Origin of the sequence: Streptomyces sp. NPDC014733, assembly GCF_043083385.1 — a bacterium.
Classification (GTDB): Bacteria; Actinomycetota; Actinomycetes; order Streptomycetales; family Streptomycetaceae; genus Streptomyces.
This window is the reverse complement of record NZ_JBIBYO010000003.1, coordinates 649,245-670,272: the sequence shown is the minus strand read 5'-3', so window position 1 is coordinate 670,272 and position 21,028 is coordinate 649,245. Positions and strand designations below refer to the sequence as shown.

The window sequence follows — 21,028 nt, the reverse complement described above, 5'->3', positions numbered from 1 at the left end:
GTACGCATCCCGGCTCAGTCGCGTGACAGCGCTGGTGCCCACCCTCGTTCTGACGGCCACCGCGTGCACCACCGCGTCCGAGGAACAGCTGCCCGTGAAGAACGCGGCCTCGGCGGTCGGACTGACGTCCGGCCCGGTCGACCGTTCAGCGGCGGCGCTCCTCCCCGGGAGCGTGAAGTCCAAAGGAGTCGTCACCTTCGCCATGGACGCGTCCTACGCGCCCTTCGAGTTCTTCGACCGCGACAACAGGACCGTCGTCGGCTTCGACGTCGACCTCTCCACAGCGCTCGCCGCCCGGATGGGGGTCAGGGCCAAGCAGGTCAACACCGCGTTCGACGGCATCCTGCCGGGACTCCAGGCCCGGAAGTACGACGCCGGTATCTCCGGGTTCGCCGTGACACCGGAACGGGAGAAGCAGGTCAACTTCGTCGAATACCTCGCCGGCGGCACCGGGCTCGGCATCAGAGCAGGTAACCCGCACGGTCTGCGGATGACCCCGAGGGCGCTGTGCGGCCACACCATCGGCGCCCAGAAGGGGACCGTGCAGGGCCTGGAGCAACTGCCGGACATCTCGAAGTCCTGCGTCCGCAACGGCAGGAAGCCCGTCGTCGTCCAGCTGTTCCCGTCGCAGAACGAGGCGAACCTCGCCCTGGCCAGCGGCCGGGCGGAAGCCGTCATGGCCGACAGCATCTCGACCGCCTACCAGGCACGGCTCTCGGGCGGGCGCCTCCGGCTCGCTCCCGGCCCCGACTACGAACGCACCCCCACCGGGATCGCGGTCCCCCGCGACTCCCGCCTCATCCGTGCCCTGGCCGCCGCGCTGAAGTCCCTCAAGGCCGACGGCACCTTCGACAAGATCGCGAAGAAGTGGTCCATTCCACGCAGTGCTCTTCCGACCTCCGGGAGCTGACATGACCGTCCTGCAGTCCACGGCGCCGGCGGCGCCCGCGGAGCTGACCGTTGTCCCCAAGCGCCACTACGGAAGGTGGGCCGCCGCCACTGCGGTCCTGGCCGTGACCGCCGCCCTCGTCGTCTCCGTCGCCGGCAACCCCCGCTTCGGCTGGGAGACCGTCAACGCCTACGTGAGAGACGTCGCCATCGGGCGCGGGCTGCTCGTCACGCTGGAACTCACCGCCGCCTCGATGGCCATCGGCGTCGTCCTCGGCATCGTCCTCGCCGTGATGCGGCTCTCCGGCAACCCGGTGGTGCGGGGCGCGGCGTTCTCGTTCATCACGTTCTTCCGCAGCACGCCGCTTCTGGTGCAGCTGCTGTTCTGGTTCAACCTCGCGGCCCTGTATCCCGTGCTCACCTTCGGGCTGCCCGGTGTCGCGCTCGACGCCAACAGCCTGATCACCCCGACCGTCGCGGCGATCCTCGGACTGGGCCTCAACGAAGGGGCGTACATGGCGGAGATCGTGCGGGCCGGCATCCTCTCCGTCGAGCACGGGCAGAGCGAAGCCGCGGCCGCACTCGGCATCACCCGGCTCCAGACCATGCGGAGGGTGGTGCTTCCGCAGGCGATGCGCGTCATCATTCCGCCCACCGGCAACGAAACCATCGGCATGCTCAAGATGACCTCGCTGGTCAGCGTCCTCGCCGTGCCGGACCTGCTCTACTCCGCGCAGATCATCTATTCGCGCAACTTCCAGACGGTCCCGCTGCTGATCGTGGCCTGCGTCTGGTACTTCGCGGTCACCTCGGTCCTCTCCGTCGGCCAGTACTACGTGGAACGCAGATTCGCCCGCGGCAACCGCACACTGCCGCCCACGCCCCTTCAACAGCTGCGCGCGTTCTTCCGTACGCATGCCGCACCGGCAACCGAGGAGACCAAGTGACGACGTGCACCACTCCCTCCACGGGAGCGCAGCCCATGGTCCGGGCGGAAGCGGTCCGCAAGTCCTTCGGCCGCCTGGAGGTCCTCAAGGGCATCGACCTCGACGTTCAGACGGGTGAGGTGGTCTGCCTGATCGGCCCTTCGGGGTCGGGCAAGAGCACCTTTCTGCGCTGCATCAACCACCTGGAGACCGTCGACGGCGGTCAACTGCTGGTGGACGGTGCCGTCGTCGGCTACGAACGGCGCGGCGACAAGCTGTACCAGCTCGGCGACCGGGAGATCCGCCGCCGGCGCACGCAGGTCGGCATGGTATTCCAGCACTTCAACCTCTTCCCGCACATGACCGTTCTGCAGAATCTCGTCCTGGCCCCGCAGCGCGCCCTCGGCGAACCTGCGGACACAGCGCGCGCCCGCGCCGTGGAACTGCTGGGAAAGGTCGGCCTCACCGACAAGCAGGATGCCTATCCCCGCCACCTGTCGGGCGGACAGCAGCAACGCGTCGCCATCGCGAGGGCGTTGTGCATGCGCCCGAAGCTGATGCTGTTCGACGAGCCGACCTCGGCCCTGGACCCGGAACTCGTCGGAGACGTCCTCGCCGTGATGCGTGACCTGGCGACGAGCGGCATGACGATGGTCGTCGTGACCCACGAGATGGGATTCGCGGGCGAGGTGGCCGACCGGGTGGCGTTCTTCGACGCCGGCCGCATCGTCGAGTGCGGCCCTGCCAAGGAGGTCGTCGCCGCCCCGCGGGAGGACCGCACCAGGGCGTTCCTGGCCGCCGTGAAGTGATCGCCGGCGTCGGCCCCGGGCACAGGGAGCACTCGCTCGCGTGACGCGTGTACGCGCCGAGGCCGGTCAGGGCACCGGCCCGGCCGTCGCCCCGCTGCGGGGTCCGGGCCGGTCCAGCCCCACCACGGGGCGGCGTTCGCCGTTCACGTCATGGAGCACCCCGGCGTCCTCAACCTTGCCGCGTGTGGTGAGCCGGCGGAAGCCATGGATCCGCACGTTCGCGTGCTCCGCCGTCCCACGGACGGTGCCGGGGTCCGGGCGTCACGGCTTGCGCGCGATGGCGGCGTAGCAGGCCGCCTCCGCGTCGGTGACGTGGGTGGCGTCCTCGGGGCTGTCGGGGCGCCACTGGTGGGAGAGGGTGATGCCGGGCTCCAGCAGCTCCCAGCCGTCGAAGAAACGGGCGAACTCCGCGCGGGTGCGGAACTGCAGGTCGGTCCCGGCGGCGCCGTAGATCTCGACGATCCCCGCCATCGCCTCGGGCGCGAAGTCCGGCGTGGCGTGGGTCATGGCGAGGGTGGAGCCGCTGGGCACCGCGGCCTTGAGGGCCTCGACGATGGCGTGCGCGCGGCCCTCGCCGTCGTCGGTGACGAAGTGCATCAGGGCGTTCAGGCTCAGACCCACCGGCCGGGTGAGGTCCAGCGCCGCCAGGAGCTGGGGGGCGGCCATGATGCCGCCGGGGTCGTGGGCGTCCGCCTGGACGTAGGCGGTACGGCCCTCGGGGGTGCTCTGCAGCAGCGCGGCGGCGTGGGCGAGGACGATCGGGTCGTTGTCGGTGTAGACGACGCGGGCGTCGGGCGCCACCGACTGCGCGATCTCGTGGAGGTTGGGCGAGGTCGGGATGCCGGTGCCTATGTCGAGGAACTGGCGGATGCCCGATTCGGTGAGGAAGCGGGTGGCGCGGTGCATGAACTCGCGGTTGATGCGGGCGGCGACCAGCGCGCCGGGGAAGACCCCGAGGACCCGTCCGGCCGCCATCCGGTCGGCCAGGAAATTGGTCTTGCCGCCGAGGAAGTAGTCGTAGATACGGGCCGAATGGGCCCGGTCCAGCTGCAGGTCCACCCCTGCTGCGCTGTGCTCGCTCATCGTGTCCAGCCTCCCCTGTCGGCGGACCGCCGCACGGCGGCCATGATCGATTGTGGCACCGCACCGCACCACCGTCACGGGCCGCACCGTGGCACCCGGGCGGCCGGGGCGCACGCCGGGGCGGACGGCGTGCGCGGGGCGCGCGCGGACGCCCCGCGCCCGTGCCCCCGGTCGCGCGCAGTCATATGAATACCCGACGGCGGATTTCTTCGCCCCCGTGCCACAAATGGGTGCACTTTCCTGTTCATTGGAAGGGAGGACAACCGTCCTCCCGCCGCTCCCCCGGCAGCTGACGCGCCGGGGCCGGCGGTGCACGGCGAACGGAACGAGGACGGCTCGTGAGCGCAGACCGGCACCGGCTCCCGCCCGCATCCGCAGGGGCGCACGCCCGACCGGCGGCGGCGCGGCGGACGACCAGCAGGGCCCGGCGGCCCCCGGCCGTCGCCCGTACGGCACTCCCCGCGCGCCCCCCTTTCACCACCGGCGTACGCGGGGCGTGCCAGGGCGCCCGGGAGCGATATACCCGGCGCGTGCACGAGGGGCGTACATGAGCCGGTACGCCGACCCGAGCACCCTCGGGACCACGGATGCGGAGACGGAGACGGACCGTCAGCTGTCACTCTCCTTCGAGGCGTTCCACACCACTCATGCGCGCAAGTGGCTCAAGTACGCGTATCTGCACACCGGGGGACGCGACGCCGCCGTCGAGGTGACCCGCGGCGCCTTCCGCCGGCTGGCCGCCGTGTGGCCGCACGCGCTGCGGCAGGCGTCGGTGGAGGCGTTCGCCTGGGCGCTCCTCAAAGAGTGCGTCGTGGAGTGGCTCTACGACCACCGGCAGCCCACCGCGCTCACCGAGACCGCGGCGTTCGCGGTGGTCACCAAGGCGCTGCTGCGGGAGTTCCAGGCACAGTTCGCGTTACTGGAGAGCCAGTTGGGCCTGTACGCGGCGATCGCCCGGCTGCCGGAGCGGCAGTGCGACGTGATCGTGCTGCGGCATGTGATCGGGTACGGCGACGCGCAGATCGCGGCGTTGCTCGGCGTCGACGAGGCCACCGTCCGTTCGCACGCCAGCCGGGGCCGGCGCAGGCTCGCCACGGCCCTCGGCATGGATCAGGGAGACACGAGGGGGAAGCAGCCATGACATCCATCCACGACACCGGTCGGCGCGACACCGTCGAGGCGTTGCTCGACGCCGCCGCGGCGGTCGCCGACATCGATGACCTGGAGGGCTTCGGGGAACTCGACGACCTCGGCGTCCTCGGCGGCTTCGGGCTGCTGGACGGCGACGGCCCGGCGGCGGGCCCGGGAAGCGGCGCGCCCCCGGCGGACCGGCCCGAGCGGGGTGCGCCGAGTGCGTATCCCAGTGCGCGGGACGAGGCGACGCACGAGCTGGAGCTGGCCTGTGCGCTGGTGGTGAACGCGGCTGCGGCGGCGGCCAGTCTGGAGCGGCTGGTCGACGAGCACCGTATCGATCCGGAGGGCGCGCTGGTCTTCGCCTGTCTGCTGCACATCACGGGGCGGAGCGAGGCGGCGCACTTCTGGTGGCACTTCGGTGCCGGGGCGGGCAGCCGGACCGCGGCGTACTGTCTCTATCTGGCGCACCGCCGCAACGGCGACTTCCGGGACGCGGCGTACTGGCGTGAGCAGGCGGCGCACGCGCCGGACGAGGAGCGGCGCCCGGTCCCGGCGTTCGACACCCGTCAGCTGCTGCCGGACGCCGCCCGGCACAACCTCCTCGTGCAGTGGCACAGCGGGCTCGCGCCGACGCTGCCGCCCGCGCTGGAGGGCGTGATCAACCGGCTGACGGTCGACGGCGACGAGGACTTCGGGGAGATTCCGCGGCCCTCGCCGACGCTGGTCCGGGATCTGGGCGGGGCCCGCTGACCGGACCGCTCCCGGGCCCTGCCGTCGCCGCCCCGTCCGCGGCGCGGCGGCGGGCCCGGGGCGGCGCCGTCACAGGAAGGTGACGCCCTGGGCGAGCGGGAGCGCGTCGGAGTAGTTGACGGTGTTGGTGGCGCGGCGCATGTAGCCGCGCCAGGCGTCGGAGCCCGATTCGCGGCCGCCGCCGGTCTCCTTCTCGCCGCCGAACGCGCCGCCGACCTCGGCGCCCGAGGTGCCGAGGTTGACGTTGGTGATGCCGCAGTCGGAGCCGTCGGCGGCGAGGAAGCGTTCGGCCTCCCGCTGGTCGCGGGTGAAGATGCTCGCCGAAAGGCCCTGCGGGACCTCGTTGTTGAGGGCGACGGCCTCGTCCAGGGTGCGGTAGGTGAGCGCGTAGAGGATCGGGGCGAAGGTCTCGGTGCGGACGAAGGCGGTCTGCCGGTCCATCCGGACCAGCGCCGGGCGGACGTATGCGGCGCCCGGCGCCTCGTCGGTCAGGCACGCCTCGCCGCCGGCGAGGACGGTGCCGCCGTCGCGGCGGGCGGCGGCCAGCGCCTCGGCCATGGCGTCGCGGGCGGCGTGGTGGACGAGCGGGCCGACGAGGGTGGTGCCGGCGAACGGGTCGCCGACGGTGAGGCTCCGGTAGGCGGCGGCGATGCGCGGCAGCAGGCGGTCGGCGACGTCCTCGTGGACGATCAGGCGGCGCAGGGTGGTGCAGCGCTGGCCGGCGGTGCCGGCGGCGGCGAAGACGATGCCGCGGACGGTGAGGTCGAGGTCGGCGGAGGGGGCGACGACGGCGGCGTTGTTGCCGCCCAGCTCGAGCAGGCTCCGGCCGAAGCGGGCGGCGACGCGGGGTGCCACGTCGCGGCCCATCCGTACCGAGCCGGTCGCGCTGACCAGCGCCACCCGGGGGTCGTCGGCGAGGAGCGTGCCGAGGGCGGGGCCGCCGAGCAGCAGGTGGTGCAGACCGTCCGGCGCGTCGGTGCCGGCGGCCGCCCGGGCGAGCAGCGCGGTGCAGGCGAGGGCGGTGAGCGGGGTGAGTTCGGAGGGTTTCCAGACGACCGGGTCGCCGCAGACGAGGGCGAGCGCGACGTTCCAGGACCAGACGGCGACGGGGAAGTTGAAGGCGGTGATGACGCCGGTGACGCCGAGCGGGTGCCAGGTCTCGCTCAGCCGGTGGCCGGGGCGTTCCCCGGCGATGGTGCGGCCGTGGAGCTGGCGGGAGAGGCCCACCGCGAAGTCGCAGATGTCGATCATCTCGCGGACCTCGCCCAGCGCCTCGGAACGGATCTTGCCCGCTTCGAGGGTCACCAGGTCGGCGAGGTCGCCCTGGTGGGCCTCGATCAGCGCGCCGAGCCGTTTGACGAGCGCACCGCGGCGGGGCGCGGGGACGGTCCGCCAGGCGTGGAAGGCGCGGGTGGCGGCGGCGAGCGCGTCCTCCGCCTCGTCGGCCGTGGTGACCGGCAGCGAACCGAGGGCGCCGCCGGTCAGCGGCGTACGGGCGGTGAGCGCGGGGCCGGACGGGGCGGCGGCCGGGTCGAGGACGGTGGTGGCGCCGCAGCGGGCGAGGGCGGCGGCGGCGCGCTCGCGGAGGGCGTCGGTGGTGGGCAGGCTCATGCGGACTCCTCGGGCGTCGGGGCGAGACCCAGGGCACGGCGGGCCTGCCGCAGCGTGGTGCGGCTGCGGTCGGCGTAGCGGGCGAACGGGTCGTGGACGGGGCGTTCGAGAGCGGCGGCGAGGCGGTCGGCGTCGTAGGGGGCGGCGGTGCGCTCCGCGTCGCGGGTGGTGTCGTGGGTGAGGTTGGAGCGGAAGATCCCGGCGGCGGAGCGCGGGAGGAAGTCCTCGTAGACGATCGGACGGGCGGTCAGCCAGCCCTGGTCGAGGAGGGCGGCGAGGCCGCCGGGCGGGCGGCGGCCGTCGCGGGGGCGGGTGAGGGCCGGGGCGTAGGTGAAGAACGCGAGGCCGTCGGTGGCGAGTTGGCGTTCGGTGCGGGGGAAGCCGGCCTCCCAGACGGCGCGGGCGGTGGCGGCGTGCTCCGCGGCGGTGGTGCCGGAGCCGGCGGCGCGCCGGTCGGTCTCGGCGGTGAGGGCGTCGTAGCGGGCGCGGCCGGTGCGGGTGAGGGCGATGCCGCGCGCCTCGACCTCACCGAAGCGGACGCGCAGGGTGCCGTCGGTGACGCGGCCGTCCGCCTCGCGGAAGGCGCGGGGTTCGGAGAGCGCCCGGAACGACGTCTGGCGCAGCAGGACGTCGGGGCCGTCCCAGCGGGGCGGGCCCTGGATGCGGTCGATCATGGTGATGCCGTGGTCGGTCATCCGCCGGTAGAGGGCGTCGATGTCCAGGACGCGCGGGGTGAGGTGGTTGAGGTGGGTGGTGGTGACCCCGCCGATGTCCGCGGCGACGGCGCTGACCTGGGACAGCTCCTCGTACCAGGCGCGGTCGACCGGTTCGGCGGAGAGCGCGAACGCGCCGGTGGCGAGGGTCAGGAAGCGGTCGGCGTCCGCGTGGGGCAGACCGCCGGCGTCCTCGGCGCGGGCGGCCAGGGTGAGGAGTTCGGGCGGGAAGAGGGTGCGGCGGCCGAGGAAGGTGCCGAGGCGGCGGGCGAGGGCGTCGTCGAAGAAGCGGCGGTCGTCGGGGGTGAGCAGGGAGGTGAAGACGCGGAACGGGTTGCGTTCCAGCTCCTCGGCGTCGAGGGGGCGGAAGGCGGTGGAGACGACGGGGACGGCGCCGGGCCCGTCGCGCAAGTCGTAGAAGCCGACCGGGTGCATGCCGAGTGCGGCGAAGACCGTGCCCGCCTGGCGGAGTTCGTCCGGGGTGCCGACGCGGATGGCGCCGTGCCGTTCGGCGGTGACGCGGTCGAGTCCGCCGAGGTGTCCGGGGTGTCCGTCGCGGCGCACGGTCTCCTCGTTGATCCGCGCGGTCACGTCGAGGAGCGTGGTGTATGCGGGGACCTCCGTGCCGTACACGGCGGACAGGCGGCGGGCGAAGGCGGCGCGCAGCCGCCAGGTGGGGACCATACGGGAGCCTCCAGGGGCGGTCAGATGATGTGGGCCTCGGGACGGGTGGGGGTGGCGCCGTCGAAGCGGGCGGCGGAGAGCGGGGTGACGTCGAGGAACGGGGTGCGGCGCAGGTACAGGTCTCGGACGATCTCACCGACGGCGGGCGCCTGGAGGAAGCCGTGGCCGGAGAAGCCCGTTGCGTACAGGAACCGTCCCTGGTGGTGCGGGGCGCGGTCGGCCTCGCCGATGAGGGCGTTGCGGTCCGGCGTCATCTCGTAGAGGCCGGCCCAGCCGTCGCGGACCGGGAGGCGGGCGAGGGCGGGGGCGCGGCGCTCGGCGGCGGTGCGGAAGGGGGCGAGCCATTCGCGGCTGAAGTTCCGGTCGAAGCCGGGTTGCTGGGCGGGGTCGGAGAGGCCGAGGAGGAGGCCGTCGGCGGCGTCGTTGTGGAAGTAGAGGGTGGAGGCGAAGTCGAGGGTGAAGGGGATGCGGGGCGGGGCCGGGCGCAGCGGGCCGGTGAGGGCGATCTGGCGGCGCAGCGGGGTGACGGGCAGCCGCGCCCCGGCCATCTCCCCGACCACCACGGACCAGGCGCCGGCGCAGCAGATGACGACGGGGGTGCGGATGGTGCCGTACGGGGTGCGGACCGCCTGGAGGCCGGGGGCGGCGGCGGTGTCGACGGCGGTGACCGGGCAGTGGGTGTGGATGCGGGCGCCGAGGCGGCGGGCGGCGCGCAGATAGCCGGTGACGGCGGCCTCGGGGCGGGCGTAGCCGTCGGCGGGTGACCAGGCGGCGGCGACGAGGGCGTCCGGGTCGGCGTACGGGCACAGGTCGTGGGCCTCGCGCGGGGTGATCAGGCGGCTGGGGACGCCGAGGGAGTTCTGGAGTGCGACGCCGGCGGCGAAGAGGTCGCGTTCGGCGGCGTCGCCGAGGAGGAAGAGGTAGCCGACGTGGTCCAGTCCGATGTCGGCGCCGGGGCGGCGGGCGAAGTCGCGCCAGGCGTCGAGGCTGCGTTGGCCGAGGCGGATGTTGAGGGGGTCGGAGAACTGCGCGCGGACGCCGCCGAGGGGTTTGCCGGAGGAACCGGAGGCGGGGTGGTCGCGTTCGAGGAGGACCACGTCCCCGGCGCCCGCCTCGGCGAGGTGGAAGGCGATGGCGGCGCCGATGACGCCGCCGCCGACGATGACGACGTCGGCGTGGTCGGGGAGACCGGGGTTGCCGGGGTGGCCGGCCGGGGTGGGAGCGGGGTCCGGCCGGTGCGCCTGGTCCGGGGTCTGACCGTCGGTCTGGTCTGCGGTGGGAGCCATCGGTTCGCCTTCCCGTCGTCCGGTACCTGGGTGGGTGCGGGGGCGGTGCGCCGCCGGGGGCGCCGCCCGGCGGGCCCGGGGCGGCGTCGCGGCGCGCCTCCGGGTGCCTCGATGGTGGGGTCCCGGCGGCCGGACGTCCATGGAGAGTTGCTCCATGTGATCTTTCAGGGGTCCTGCGGATTCCCGGCGGACGGCGCGCGGCGGCGGCGCCCGCGGCCCCCTCCCCCGGCGGACCGCGCGCCCGTAGATTTGACGCCATGGAACTTCCGGGCCCGCAGCTCAGAACGCTCCTGGAACTGGCCGGCGGCGCCACGATGACCGCGGCGGCCGCGACGCTGGGGTACACCCCCGGCGCGGTGTCGCAGCACATCGCCGCGCTGGAGCGGGCCACCGGCGCGGAGCTGGTGCGGCGGGCGGGCCGCCGGGTGGAGCTGACCGACGCCGGGCGCACCCTCGCGGTGCACGCCGAGCGGATCCTCGCGGCGCAGGCGGCGGCGCTGGCGGCGCTGGAGCGCGGCCGGGGCGAGGTCGCCGGCCGGCTGGTGCTGGGGGTCTTCGGCAGCGCCGCGGCGGTGCTGCTCCCGCCGGCGCTGCACCGGCTGCGCGCCCGCCACCCGGCGGTCCGGGTGGTGAGCCGCGAGGTGGACGTGGACCAGGCGTACGCGGAGGTGTGCGCGGGCCGGGTCGATCTGGCGCTGGGGCTGGACTATCCGGACGCGCCGCTGCCGCGCGACGGCAAGGTGGAGCTGGTGCGGCTGCGGACGGAACGGTTCGCGCTCGCGGTACCGGCCGGGTGCCCGCCCCGGGAGGCGGTGTGCGGCACGCTGCGGCTGGCCGGGGCGGCGGAGCTGGCGTGGATCCTGCCGGCGCCCGCGTCGCACTACGGGCGGGCGGTGCGCACCGCGTGCCGCCGTGCCGGGTTCGAGCCGCGGGTGGCGCACGAGGTGACCGACACCGCGACGTCGCTGGCGATGGTCGCGGCGGGGCTGGGCGTGGCGCCGGTGACGGAGCTGATGCTGCGGCTGCGGTCGGAGGGCGTCACCGTGGTGCCTCTGGCGGACCCGCTGGAGCGGCACCTGGTGGTGGCGGTGGACGCGGTGGCCCGGCGGCGCCCACCGGTCGCGGCGCTGATCGCGGCGTTGGGCGAGGGGGCGGCGGTGCCGGAGGCCGCTGGAGGGACGGCGGCCGGGGCGGGCGCCGAGGGGCTTGCGGGCGGGCCGGACGCGGATCGTACGGGCGGCCCGGCGGTTCCTCCGGCCCCTCGCGGACCGGGGAGCGCGCCGGGGCCCGCCGCCGGAGCCCGTACGGGCGCCCCGTCCGCCGACGGCTACGGCCGCCCCGCGGCGCCCCGAGCCGCCGCCACCCGGCCGCGCACCGGTGCGTAGTGCGCCCCGATCGCCGCCGCGAAGGCGCTCGCGTCGCCGGAGCGGGCGGCGTCGACGACGGCGCGGTGGGCGGCGAGGGTCTGGCGTTCGTCGTCGAGGGTGACGAGGTCGAGCTGCGGGCCGACGGTGGCGTAGCTGTCCCAGAACGCCTGGGTGAGCTGGCTGATGAGGTCGTTGCCGAGGGGTTCGACGAGGAGGGTGTGGAAGGCGCGGTCGGCGGCGGTGAACCCTTCGCCGCCCGCGGGGTGCCGGGCCATCTCCGTGACCAGGTCGTCCAGCGCGTCGAGGTGGGCGGGGGTCAGGGCGGCGACGATGCCGTCGGCGTTGCCGCGTTCGAAGAGTTCCCGGACGTCGACGAGGTCGGCGTAGGCGCGGAAGTCGTCGTCGGGGCTGAGCAGCCCGCGGAAGGTGACGCTCTCGGCGAGCGCCGACAGCCCCAGCCCACCGACGTAGGTGCCGTGGCCGTGGCGGACCTCGACGATGTCGAGCGCGGCGAGGGACTTGACCGCCTCGCGGACGCTGGAGCGGCTGGCGCCGAGGGTGGCGCACAGCTCGGACTCGGTGGGCAGGAGGTCACCGGGGCGCATCCGGTGGGCGAGCATATGGCGCTTGATCTCATCCGCCACCTCCTGGCGGAGCGACGACCGTCCGCGGCGCGCCTGCGCCACCTCAGCACCCGGCACCTGATGCCCCTCTCCCCGTTGCGGCCGGGCGCAGCGTATCAATCGGACATGGCGCGGAAGGGTGCCGTGGGACGGGCCCGCGCTCAGACCGGTGCCGGCCCCCCGGTGTGCGGTTCGTGGTCCGGGTCCTCGCCGCTCCGCGGCTCGTCCGGTTCCGGGGGCCAGACGGGGCGGCTGGCCTGGGGGACGGCGGCCAGGGCGTGGCCGACGGTGGGGTAGCAGGAGAAGACGCCGAGGGACTGGGTGCCCACCAGCAGGCGCAGCATCCGTACGCCCAGGGAGGCGAGGAGGAGGCGGCCCTCCAGGCGGCGGCAGAGCCATTCCAGGGCGAGCAGGCAGCTCAGGCCGCGGGAGTCGCAGAACCGCAGGGCGGTCAGATCGAGCACCAGGAAGCGGTGTCCGGCCGAGACGACGGACCGGGCCTCGGCGAGGAATGCCTGCTCGGTGCGGAGGTCGAGCTCCCCCGTGACACGCAGCACCGCGCACTCGTCCGCCTGGACGAGTGCCGTGACCGCCAGCAATCGCATATCCGCACTCATGCCGTCCAGCGTAAGCGGCCCGGCCGTGGTCCCCGCCGCCGCGGCTGCCGGTGTGCTCGGGGCGTGCTCCGGCGGGCGGGCCGGTGTGCGGCGGTGCGGGTGGGCGCTGCGCCGCCGCTCAAGACCCGTTCCGGGATGCCCCGAACCCCTCGCACGAGTGATCATCCGGGGCCTTCGGTGATCTTTTACGGTCATTCGGGAGCGATTCGGTCAGTCGGTCCGGCCGGAATTCGCCGGGGTCGGTGCGCCCGCAGGTGCCCGCGGACGCTCGGGAGCGGCCAAACGGGCGGCCGACGGAGCACCGGACCGCAACAGAGCGGAAATGCGCGGTCAGAAACGGGCAACTTTTCTCTTCCTGCGGGCAGCGAAGCGCCCCGGTTCGGTTGCTATAAACCTCGGGCGGGCAGAAACGGGCAGGTCCATGACCGAACGGATCGGCGCGCATCCCCTGATCCGGGCCCGGCGGGCCGACGTACAGCGCAGGAGTGAAGCATGAGGGCCGAGGAACGCCAGCACCGGATCCTCGTGCTCGCCCGGCAGCGCGGCCGGGTGGAGGTCGCCGACGCCGCCGAGGAGTTCGCCGTCGCCCGGGAGACCGTACGGCGGGACCTGAGCGAGCTGGAGCGGCGCGGGCTGGTGCGGCGTACCCACGGCGCCGCCTATCCGGTCGAGAGCGCGGGGTTCGAGACGACGCTGGCGCGCCGGGAGACCCAGCAGGTGCCCGAGAAGCGCCGGATCGCGGCGGCCGCCGCGCAGCTGCTCGGCGAGGCGGAGACGGTCTTCGTCGACGAGGGGTACACCCCGGAGCTGGTCGCCGGGCTGCTCCCGGCCGACCGGCCGCTGACCGTGATCACCCCCTCGCTGCGCACCGCCTCGCTGGTGTCGGCCAACGAGTCCGCGACGGTGCTGCTGGCCGGTGGCCGGGTCCGCGGCGGGACGCAGGCGACCGTCGGCTCGTGGGCGCGGGACATGCTCGCCCGCTTCGTCATCGATCTGGCGTTCCTCGGCGCCAACGGCATCTCCCGTGAGCACGGTCTGACCACGCCGGATCCGGCGGTCGCCGAGGTCAAGGAGCAGGCCGTGCGGTCCTCGCGGCGGCGGGTGCTGGTGGGGGTGCACAGCAAGTTCGGGGCGAGCAGTTTCTGCCGGTTCGCCGCGATCGGGGACGTGCACACCGTCGTCACCGACGCCGGGCTGTCCGCGCCGGAGGCCCACCGCTACTCCCTCCTGGGGCCCCAGGTGCTCCGGGTCTGACCCGGGCGGGCCGTGCCCGTCCGCCGCCGCGGCCCGTCGCGGCCGCCCCTCACCCCGTGCGGGCCGCCGCGCCCTCCGGCGCGGCGGGCCGGACACGTCCAGAAAGGTACGAGCCGTGAGAGCACGCTCCCCCGGAATCCGCCGGGCCCGCACGGCGGCGTCGGCCGCCCTGGCGCTGGCGCTGACCTGCGCCGGCTGCTACCGCGGCGCCGGTGACACCGGCAACGACGGCCGCGACACGATCAACGTCCTGATGGTCAACAACCCGCAGATGGTGGACCTCCAGCGGCTGACCGCCCGGCACTTCACCGCGGAGACCGGCATCAAGGTGCACTTCACGCTGCTGCCGGAGGACGATCTGCGCGACAAGATGAGCCAGGACTTCTCCAGCCAGGCAGGCCAGTACGACGTCGCGAGCCTGAGCAACTACGAGACGCCGATCTACGCCCGCAACGGCTGGCTGACCCCGCTGGGCGAACGCGCCGCGAAGGACCCGGAGTTCGACCAGCAGGACATCCTGGCGCCGGTCCGCTCCTCGCTGACCGCGGCGGACGGGAAGATCTACGCCGAGCCGTTCTACGGCGAGTCGTCGTTCCTGATGTACCGCAAGGACGTCCTCGCCGCGGCGGGCCTGACCATGCCCGCACATCCGACGTGGCGTCAGGTCGCCGCACTGGCCGGGAAGCTGGACGGCGCCCGCCCGGGCATGAAGGGCATCTGCCTGCGCGGCCAGCCCGGTTGGGGCCAGCTGGCCGCGCCGCTGACCACCGTCGTGAACACCTTCGGCGGCACCTGGTTCGACAAGGACTGGAAACCGCGGGTCGACTCCCCCGAGTTCACCCGGGCCACGCGGTTCTACGTCGATCTGGTCCGCAGGCACGGTGAGGCGGGCGCCCCGCAGGCGGGGTACACCGAGTGCCTCAACGACATGCAGCAGGGCAAGGTCGCCATGTGGTACGACGCGACGGCGGGCGCCGGGTCGCTGGAGAGCGACGGCTCCAAGGTCGCCGGGAAGATCGGCTACGTACCGGCGCCGGTCGAGAAGACGAAGAGTTCCGGGTGGCTCTACACCTGGGCCTGGGGCGTGCAGAAGGCGAGCCGCCATCAGGACGCCGCCTGGAAGTTCGTCTCGTGGGCGTCCGGAAAGGGCTACGAGCGGTTGGTCGGCAAGGAGTTGGGCTGGTCGCGGGCGCCGGGCGGCAAACGCGCCTCGCTCTACCGCGACCCGGAGTACCGCAAGGAGTCCGGCGCCTTCGCCGCCGCGACGGAGGAGGCGATCCGCACCGCACGGCCCGACGATCCAGGGGTGCAGCCGCGTCCGGCGCCCGGCATCCAGTTCGTCGGCATACCCGAATTCTCCGACCTGGGCACCAAGGTGTCCCAGGAGATCAGCGCGGCCCTCGCGGGCAAGCAGAGCGTGGCCGCCGCCCTCGCCGAGATCCGGCGGCTCGCCCAGGAGGTGTCCGATGCCTACACCGACCGCTGAGACCGTGCGTCCGGCCACCGCGTCCGGTGGTGCGGCGCCCGTACGGGGCCCGGCCGCCCGGCGGGCGAAGGAGTGGGCGCGGCGGGCGCCGCTGCTGCCCGCGCTGGTGTTCCTGGTCATCGTGACCCAACTGCCGTTCGTGGCCACGGTGGTGCTCTCCTTCACCCGCTGGAACGCGCTCGCCCCGGACCGCCGCGGCTTCGCCGCCCTCGACAACTACGCCGCGGTCCTCACCGATCCGGCGCTGCGCTCCTCGGTCGCCACGACGGTGCTGCTGACGGTGGTGGTGGTCCTGGTCAGCCTGGTGCTGGGGCTGGGGCTCGCGCTGCTGCTGGACCGGAAGTTCTTCGGCCGGGGCGTGGTGCGGACGCTGCTGATCACGCCGTTCCTGGTGGTGCCGGTGGCCGCCGCGCTGCTGTGGAAGCACGCGCTGTACAACGCGTCGTACGGCCTGTTCAACGGCGTACTGACCGCGGTGTGGCGGCTGTTCGGCAGTGACGGCGCGCCGCAGCCGGACTGGATGACCTCCTCGCCACTGATCGCCGTCGAGGCGGCGCTGATCTGGCAGTGGACGCCGTTCATGATGCTGATCCTGCTGGCCGGGCTGCAGTCCCGGCCGGCGGATGCGATCGAGGCGGCGCGGATGGACGGAGCCGGGGCGTTCGCGATCTTCCGGTATCTGACGCTGCCGCATCTGCGCCGCTATCTGGAGCTGGCGGCGCTGCTGGGCACGGTGTACGTGGTGCAGAACTTCGACGCGGTGTTCACCATCACCTCGGGCGGGCTGGGCACCGCCAATCTGCCGTACACCCTCTACCAGACCTTCTACCAGGCCCATGACTACGGGCGGGCGTCCGCGCAGGGGGTGGTGGTCGTGCTGTGTTCGCTGCTGGTCGCGACCTTCGCGCTGCGGACCGTGTCGTCCCTGCTCCGCGAGGAGATCACCCGATGACCTCGACCACGACACCCGTCTCCCTGCGGCGCCGCCGCGCCAACGGCCTGCTGGGGCTGGCGGCCTGGCTCTGCGGCATCGCGTTCTTCCTGCCGGTCGCCTGGATGGTGCTGACGTCGCTCCACGGCGAGCAGGACGCGGCGACCAACCCGCCGTCGCTCACCGCCCCGCTGACGCTCGACGGCTACCGCGAGTTCTTCGGCGCGAGCGGTGGGCTCAGCCCGTGGCCGCCGCTGGTCAACTCGCTGACCGCGTCGGTCCTCTCCACGCTGCTGGTGCTGGCGCTCGCCGTCCCGGCGGCGTACGCGCTGTCGATCCGGCCGGTGCGCAAGTGGAGCGACGTGCTGTTCTTCTTCCTGTCGACGAAGATGCTGCCGCTGGTGGCCGGGTTGCTGCCGGTCTATCTCGTCGCGCAGAACACCGGCATGCTGGACGACATCTGGCTGCTGGTCCTCCTCTACACCTCGATGAATCTGCCGATCGCGGTGTGGATGATGCGGTCGTTCCTCGCGGAGGTGCCGGTCGAGATGTTGGAGGCGGCGTCGCTGGACGGCGCGGGGCTCGCCACCACGCTGCTGCGGATCGTCGGCCCGGTGGCGATGCCCGGTATCGCCGCCACCGCGCTGATCTCGTTCCTCTTCAGCTGGAACGAGCTGCTCTTCGCGCGGGTGCTGACCGGAGTGGTGGCGGGCACCTCGCCGGTGTTCCTGACCGGCTTCGTCACCAGTCAGGGCCTCTTCCTCGCCAAGGTCTGCGCGGCGGCCACGGTGATCTCGCTGCCGGTGCTGGCGGCCGGGTTCGCCGCCCAGGACAAGCTGGTGCAGGGGTTGTCCCTGGGGGCGGTGAAGTAGCCGGGCACCCCGCGCACCGGGCGGTCAGGTGCGCGGGGTCAGGCCGGTGGCGTGGGCGACGAGCAGGGCGACGTCGTCGTGGTCGTGCGGATGGCGCAGCGCGGCCAGCAGATGGTCGCAGAGCTCCTCCAGGTCGTCGTGGGGCGCGGCCAGCAGGTCGACGAGGCGGTCGAGGCGGCGGTCGAGCGGGGTGTCGCGGGTCTCCACCAGCCCGTCGGTGTAGAGCACCAGCCGGTCGCCGGGGCGCAGCGGGACGACGGTCTGCTCGAAGGGGACGCCACCGACGCCGAGCGGGGCGCCGGTCGGCAGGTCGACGAGGACGGGGCGCGGTCCGGGGCGGACGACGACGGGCGGCAGATGCCCGGCGCTCGCCATCCGGCACTCCCCGGCGTGCGGGTCGTAGACGGCGTAGATGCAGGTGGCGAAGGCGGGATCGAGTCCGGTGGCGGCACGGTCGAGGTGGCGCAGCACCTCGGCGGGCGGCAGGTCGAGGTCGGCGAGGGCTCGGGTGGTGGTGCGCAGCTGTCCCATGGTGGCCGCCGCGTTGATGCCGCTGCCCATGACGTCGCCGATGACGAGCGCGGTCTTGTCGCCGGCCACCGTGAGGGCGTCGAACCAGTCGCCGCCGACCTCCCCGGCGGCGCGGGCCGGCCGGTAGCGGTGGGCGATGGCCATCCCGGCGGGCTGCTCGGGCGCCTGGCTCATCAGGTGGCGCTGGAGGGTGAGCGCGGTGCGGCGTTCGCTCTGGTACGAGCGGGCGTTGTCGATGCAGACGGCGGCGCGGGCGGCGAGTTCGACGGCGAGGACCACGTCGTCCTCGTCGAAGGGCGCCTCGTTGCGGACGCGGTAGAGCGACACCGCGCCGAGGACGTCGCCGCGGGCGATCAGCGGGACTCCGAGGTAGGAGCGGAGCCCGGCGCGCGCCAGGGCCGCGGCGCCGTCCTCGTCGGCGGCGATCCGCGGCAGGTCGGCGGGGCGCACCCGGGCGAGGAGCACCGGGCGGCCGGTGGTGACGCACCGGGTGATGACGCGTTCGGCGTCGTAGGAGGCGAGTTGGCCGGCCGGGTCGAGCGCCTGCTCGGCTTCGGTGGGGCGGGCGCTGGCGACGGCGAGCGCCCGGAAGCGTACCGGGCCGTCGGGGACGGGTGGGAGCGGGCGGCGGCCCTCCAGGACGGAGTCGAGGACGTCGACGGCGGCGAGGTCGGCCAGTTCCGGGACGACGACGTCGGCGAGTTCGCGGGCGGTGCGGTCGACGTCGAGGGTGGTGCCGACGGTGGCGGAGGCGTCGACGATGACGGCGAGGCGGCGGCGGGCGCGGGCCGCCTCGGTGGCGGCGCGGTGGTGGTCGGTGACGTCCAGCACCGAGGAGGCCACGCCGAGCACCTGGCCGCCGGGGCCCTCCAGGCGGTAGTGGGAGACCGACCAGGCGTGTTCGACACCGGGGTCGTCGGGCGGGCTGCCGACGGTGACCTGGTCGAGGCGCGGGGTGCCGGTGTCGAGGACCTTGCGCATGCTGCTCATCAGCATGTCGGTGTCGAGGAAGCGCAGGCACGCGTCGGGGCGCAGCCCGAGCTGGGCGCCCGCCGGCTGGCCGTTGAGGCGTTCCAGCGCCGGGTTGACCATGACGTACCGCAGGTCGGTGTCGAGGACGGCGAGGCCGATCGGGGACTGGGCGACGAGCCGGACGGAGAGCGCGAGATCGCGCTCGGTGCGGCGCAGCAGCCGGCTGTCGCAGGCCATGCCGAGGGCGTAGACGCGGCCCTCGGCGTCGGTGAGGCGCATGTTGCGGAATTCGATCAGCCGGGTGGTGCCGTCCTTGTGCCGGACCGGGAAGGAGCCGGCCCAGGTGGTGCCGTCGGCGATGACCCGGGAGAAGAGCTGGAGGGCGAGGTCGGTGTGGTCGGGCGGGACCAGCAGCGGTGCGGCGAGGCGGCCCAGCGCCTCGGCGGCGCTCCAGCCGAAGAGCGCCTCGGCCTGGGGGCTCCACAGCGTGATCCGGCCACGCGCGTCGAGGACCACCGCGGCCACGCCCAGCACGTCGAGAAGGCCGCCCGTGTCCCCCTGTGCTGCCCCGGCGGGGCCCACGTCGCCGGGGAACGGGTCACTCGCCCCCATCCAGGCACTCCTTCCGCCGGTCGCGGGCGGTGCCGGGGGCACCGTCCGTTTTCCGCCGTGCTGCGCTGCGCACCATCATCCCTCGCGGGCGCCGAGTCGGCCATGGCCGGGCGGTACGGCGGGGATCCGGGCCCCGGCGGGCCGCTGTGACGGGCGTTTTCGGGGCCGGGCGGTGCGGCGGCGGCATACGTCCGAATCCCGCCCCTCCGATTGGAGGTGACATCCGTGAGCCACTACGCTTTTTTAGTTGCCTCTAGCAACTAATTCTTTCTTTACACCGCCTTTCCGCGCGCCCGTCGCCGGCCTCAGGAGGATTCCCCGTCATGCCCGCAGCCGCCCCGCCCTTCCGTTCGCACGTGGAGGAGAACCTCGACGCCCTCGCCGCCCACCCGGACCGCGAAATACTGATCCACCAGGGCCGCCGGATCACCGGCGGCGAGCTGCGCGACCTCGTCCACCGCCTCGCCCGCGCCCTGCGCGCCCGGGGCGTCACCCGCGGCGACACCGTCACCCTGCTCAGCGGCAACCTCCCCGAGGTCATCGCCGCGCGCTACGCGGTCGGCCTGCTCGGTTGCCGCATCAACCACCTGTACAACAAGCTCTCCGCCACCGCGCAGGCCGCCATCGTGCGCGACGTGGAGACCCGGGCGCTGATCGTCGACCCGCGCCAGGCCGAACGCGCCGCCGAGCTGGTCGCGCTGGCGCCGGGCCCGGACGTGCTGATGCTCGGCCCGGCCAAGACCGGCAGCGATCTGCTGGAGCTGGCCGCCGCGCAGAGCGCCGAGCCCGTGGCGAGCGAGGCCCGCCCCGACGACATCTGCCTCATCCGCCACACCGGCGGCACCACCGGCCACCCCAAGGGCATCTGCAGCACCTTCGACCAGGGCCGCTGGGACCGCGGCGGGATGTTCGAGACGGACGCGCCCCGCCAGCTCGTCTGCACCACCCTCGCGCACGCCGCGGGCCTGCTGGCCGACATGGTCCTGCACCGTGGCGGCACCGTCGTCCTGCACGACGACTTCGACCCGGCCGAGGTCCTCGCCACCGTCGAGCGCGAGCAGATCACCCACCTCTTCCTCCTGCCGCCGCTGCTCTACGAGCTGATCGACCACCCCACCGCGGCGACCACCGACACCGGCAGCCTGCGGCACCTGACGTACGGCGGCTGCCAGGCGTCGCCCGCCCGCCTCGCCGACGCCGTCGAGCGGTTCGGCCCGGTGCTGACGCAGGTCTACGGCCAGAACGAGGCCGGCGGCGTCTCCCTCCTCACCCCCGAGGACCACGACCCGGCGCGCCCGGACCGGCTCCGTTCGGCCGGAAAGATCCTCCCCGGCGTCGAGGTCGCCGTCCGCGACGAGGCCGGCAACGACCTCCCGGCGGGCGGGACCGGTGAGCTGTGCGTGCGCTCCGACATGACGATGAAGGGCTACTGGAAGCAGCCGGAGCTGACCGCCGAGGTCATGCGGGACGGCTGGGTACGCACCGGCGACATCGGCTTCGTCGACGCCGACGGCTACGTCACCATCGTCGACCGCATCAAGGACATGATCGTCGTGGTCGGCGGCCATGTGTACACCACCGAGCTGGAGGACCTGCTCAACAGCCACCCGCAGGTCCGCCAGAGCGCCGTCTTCGGCGTCCGTGACAGCGACCGGATGGAGCGGGTGCACGCCGCCGTCGTCCGCGCCCCCGGCGCCGGCGTCGACGAGGCGGAGCTGCGCACCCTGGTCCGGGACACCCGCGGCGCGATGTACGAACCGGCCCGCATCACCTTCCTGGACGCACTGCCGCTGACCGATGCGGGCAAGCCCGACAAGAAGCTGCTGCGGGCGGCGGCCGAGGAGGCCGCGGCGGGGCGCTGATCCCGCCGGGGGAATCC

18 protein-coding genes are annotated in these 21,028 nt (G+C 73.8%); 11 read left to right on the top strand and 7 right to left on the bottom strand.

Annotated features, from left to right (window positions below):
- The first annotated feature begins 22 nt into the window (after window positions 1–22).
- Genes ACF1BH_RS11175 through ACF1BH_RS11165 form a run of 3 tightly spaced genes read left to right on the top strand, consistent with a single transcriptional unit; the run spans window position 23 to window position 2,623 of the window.
- Window positions 23–910 carry an ABC transporter substrate-binding protein gene (locus ACF1BH_RS11175; RefSeq protein WP_391642137.1) on the top strand — a complete coding sequence of 296 codons (888 nt, stop codon included), beginning with the start codon at window positions 23–25 and terminating at the stop codon, window positions 908–910.
- Between the two features lies 1 nt (window position 911).
- Complete coding sequence (locus ACF1BH_RS11170; protein WP_391642136.1) at window positions 912–1,835, top strand: amino acid ABC transporter permease; 924 nt, start codon at window positions 912–914, stop codon at window positions 1,833–1,835.
- A 35-nt stretch (window positions 1,836–1,870) separates the two neighbouring features.
- Entirely contained in the window at window positions 1,871–2,623 is a 753-nt protein-coding gene (locus ACF1BH_RS11165; protein ID WP_391642210.1) for an amino acid ABC transporter ATP-binding protein, read from the top strand.
- Between the two features lie 261 nt (window positions 2,624–2,884).
- Here the strand turns inward: ACF1BH_RS11165 and ACF1BH_RS11160 are convergent, their stop codons facing one another.
- On the bottom strand, window positions 2,885–3,706 hold the full coding sequence (locus ACF1BH_RS11160; RefSeq protein WP_391642135.1) for an SAM-dependent methyltransferase: 822 nt from the start codon (window positions 3,704–3,706) through the stop codon (window positions 2,885–2,887).
- Window positions 3,707–4,253: 547 nt separating this feature from the next.
- On the opposite strand from ACF1BH_RS11160, the gene ACF1BH_RS11155 reads away from it, so the two are divergent.
- The gene (locus ACF1BH_RS11155; RefSeq protein WP_391642134.1) at window positions 4,254–4,847 is read left to right on the top strand and encodes an RNA polymerase sigma factor; all 594 of its coding nucleotides are present in this window, start codon (window positions 4,254–4,256) and stop codon (window positions 4,845–4,847) included.
- Window positions 4,844–5,590 (top strand): hypothetical protein, encoded by a 747-nt coding sequence (locus tag ACF1BH_RS11150; protein WP_391642133.1) that lies wholly within the window; start codon window positions 4,844–4,846, stop codon window positions 5,588–5,590. The genes ACF1BH_RS11155 and ACF1BH_RS11150 overlap by 4 nt, the downstream gene beginning before the upstream one ends.
- A gap of 69 nt (window positions 5,591–5,659) precedes the next feature.
- Here the strand turns inward: ACF1BH_RS11150 and ACF1BH_RS11145 are convergent, their stop codons facing one another.
- The 3 genes from ACF1BH_RS11145 to ACF1BH_RS11135 are packed head-to-tail and all read right to left on the bottom strand — an operon-like array spanning window position 5,660 to window position 9,884.
- A complete protein-coding gene (locus ACF1BH_RS11145) occupies window positions 5,660–7,201 on the bottom strand; it encodes an aldehyde dehydrogenase family protein (RefSeq protein WP_391642132.1) in 1,542 nt (513 codons plus the stop codon).
- Window positions 7,198–8,598, bottom strand: a complete 1,401-nt coding sequence (locus ACF1BH_RS11140) for a 2-oxoadipate dioxygenase/decarboxylase family protein (RefSeq protein ID WP_391642131.1) — start codon at window positions 8,596–8,598, stop codon at window positions 7,198–7,200. Before ACF1BH_RS11140 ends, ACF1BH_RS11145 begins: the two co-directional genes overlap by 4 nt.
- Window positions 8,599–8,618: 20 nt before the next feature.
- Entirely contained in the window at window positions 8,619–9,884 is a 1,266-nt protein-coding gene (locus ACF1BH_RS11135) for an NAD(P)/FAD-dependent oxidoreductase (RefSeq protein ID WP_391642130.1), read from the bottom strand.
- A gap of 257 nt (window positions 9,885–10,141) precedes the next feature.
- Here ACF1BH_RS11135 and ACF1BH_RS11130 point away from each other — a divergent pair, with 257 nt between their 5' ends.
- The gene (locus ACF1BH_RS11130) at window positions 10,142–11,269 is read left to right on the top strand and encodes a LysR substrate-binding domain-containing protein (RefSeq protein WP_391642129.1); all 1,128 of its coding nucleotides are present in this window, start codon (window positions 10,142–10,144) and stop codon (window positions 11,267–11,269) included.
- On the opposite strand, the gene ACF1BH_RS11125 is transcribed toward ACF1BH_RS11130, so the two are convergent.
- Window positions 11,212–11,937, bottom strand: coding sequence for a FadR/GntR family transcriptional regulator (locus ACF1BH_RS11125; protein ID WP_391642209.1), 726 nt, complete (start codon window positions 11,935–11,937; stop codon window positions 11,212–11,214). The two genes, ACF1BH_RS11130 and ACF1BH_RS11125, sit on opposite strands and share 58 nt — an antisense overlap.
- Window positions 11,938–12,035: 98 nt before the next feature.
- Complete coding sequence (locus tag ACF1BH_RS11120; RefSeq protein WP_391642208.1) at window positions 12,036–12,479, bottom strand: STAS domain-containing protein; 444 nt, start codon at window positions 12,477–12,479, stop codon at window positions 12,036–12,038.
- A gap of 504 nt (window positions 12,480–12,983) precedes the next feature.
- Here ACF1BH_RS11120 and ACF1BH_RS11115 point away from each other — a divergent pair.
- The 4 genes from ACF1BH_RS11115 to ACF1BH_RS11100 all read left to right on the top strand — a co-directional run bounded on the left by ACF1BH_RS11115 (window position 12,984) and on the right by ACF1BH_RS11100 (window position 17,034).
- A complete protein-coding gene (locus ACF1BH_RS11115) occupies window positions 12,984–13,745 on the top strand; it encodes a DeoR/GlpR family DNA-binding transcription regulator (protein WP_030279024.1) in 762 nt (253 codons plus the stop codon).
- A 115-nt stretch (window positions 13,746–13,860) separates the two neighbouring features.
- Window positions 13,861–15,231 (top strand): ABC transporter substrate-binding protein, encoded by a 1,371-nt coding sequence (locus ACF1BH_RS11110; protein ID WP_391642128.1) that lies wholly within the window; start codon window positions 13,861–13,863, stop codon window positions 15,229–15,231.
- Window positions 15,212–16,183 (top strand): carbohydrate ABC transporter permease, encoded by a 972-nt coding sequence (locus tag ACF1BH_RS11105; RefSeq protein WP_391642127.1) that lies wholly within the window; start codon window positions 15,212–15,214, stop codon window positions 16,181–16,183. The genes ACF1BH_RS11110 and ACF1BH_RS11105 overlap by 20 nt, the downstream gene beginning before the upstream one ends.
- On the top strand, window positions 16,180–17,034 hold the full coding sequence (locus ACF1BH_RS11100) for a carbohydrate ABC transporter permease (RefSeq protein ID WP_391642126.1): 855 nt from the start codon (window positions 16,180–16,182) through the stop codon (window positions 17,032–17,034). Before ACF1BH_RS11105 ends, ACF1BH_RS11100 begins: the two co-directional genes overlap by 4 nt.
- A gap of 24 nt (window positions 17,035–17,058) precedes the next feature.
- Here ACF1BH_RS11100 and ACF1BH_RS11095 read toward each other — a convergent pair whose 3' ends face one another.
- A complete protein-coding gene (locus tag ACF1BH_RS11095; RefSeq protein ID WP_391642125.1) occupies window positions 17,059–19,149 on the bottom strand; it encodes a SpoIIE family protein phosphatase in 2,091 nt (696 codons plus the stop codon).
- 323 nt (window positions 19,150–19,472) lie between these two features.
- On the opposite strand from ACF1BH_RS11095, the gene ACF1BH_RS11090 reads away from it, so the two are divergent.
- The gene (locus tag ACF1BH_RS11090; protein WP_391642124.1) at window positions 19,473–21,011 is read left to right on the top strand and encodes an AMP-binding protein; all 1,539 of its coding nucleotides are present in this window, start codon (window positions 19,473–19,475) and stop codon (window positions 21,009–21,011) included.
- Window positions 21,012–21,028: the final 17 nt, after the last annotated feature.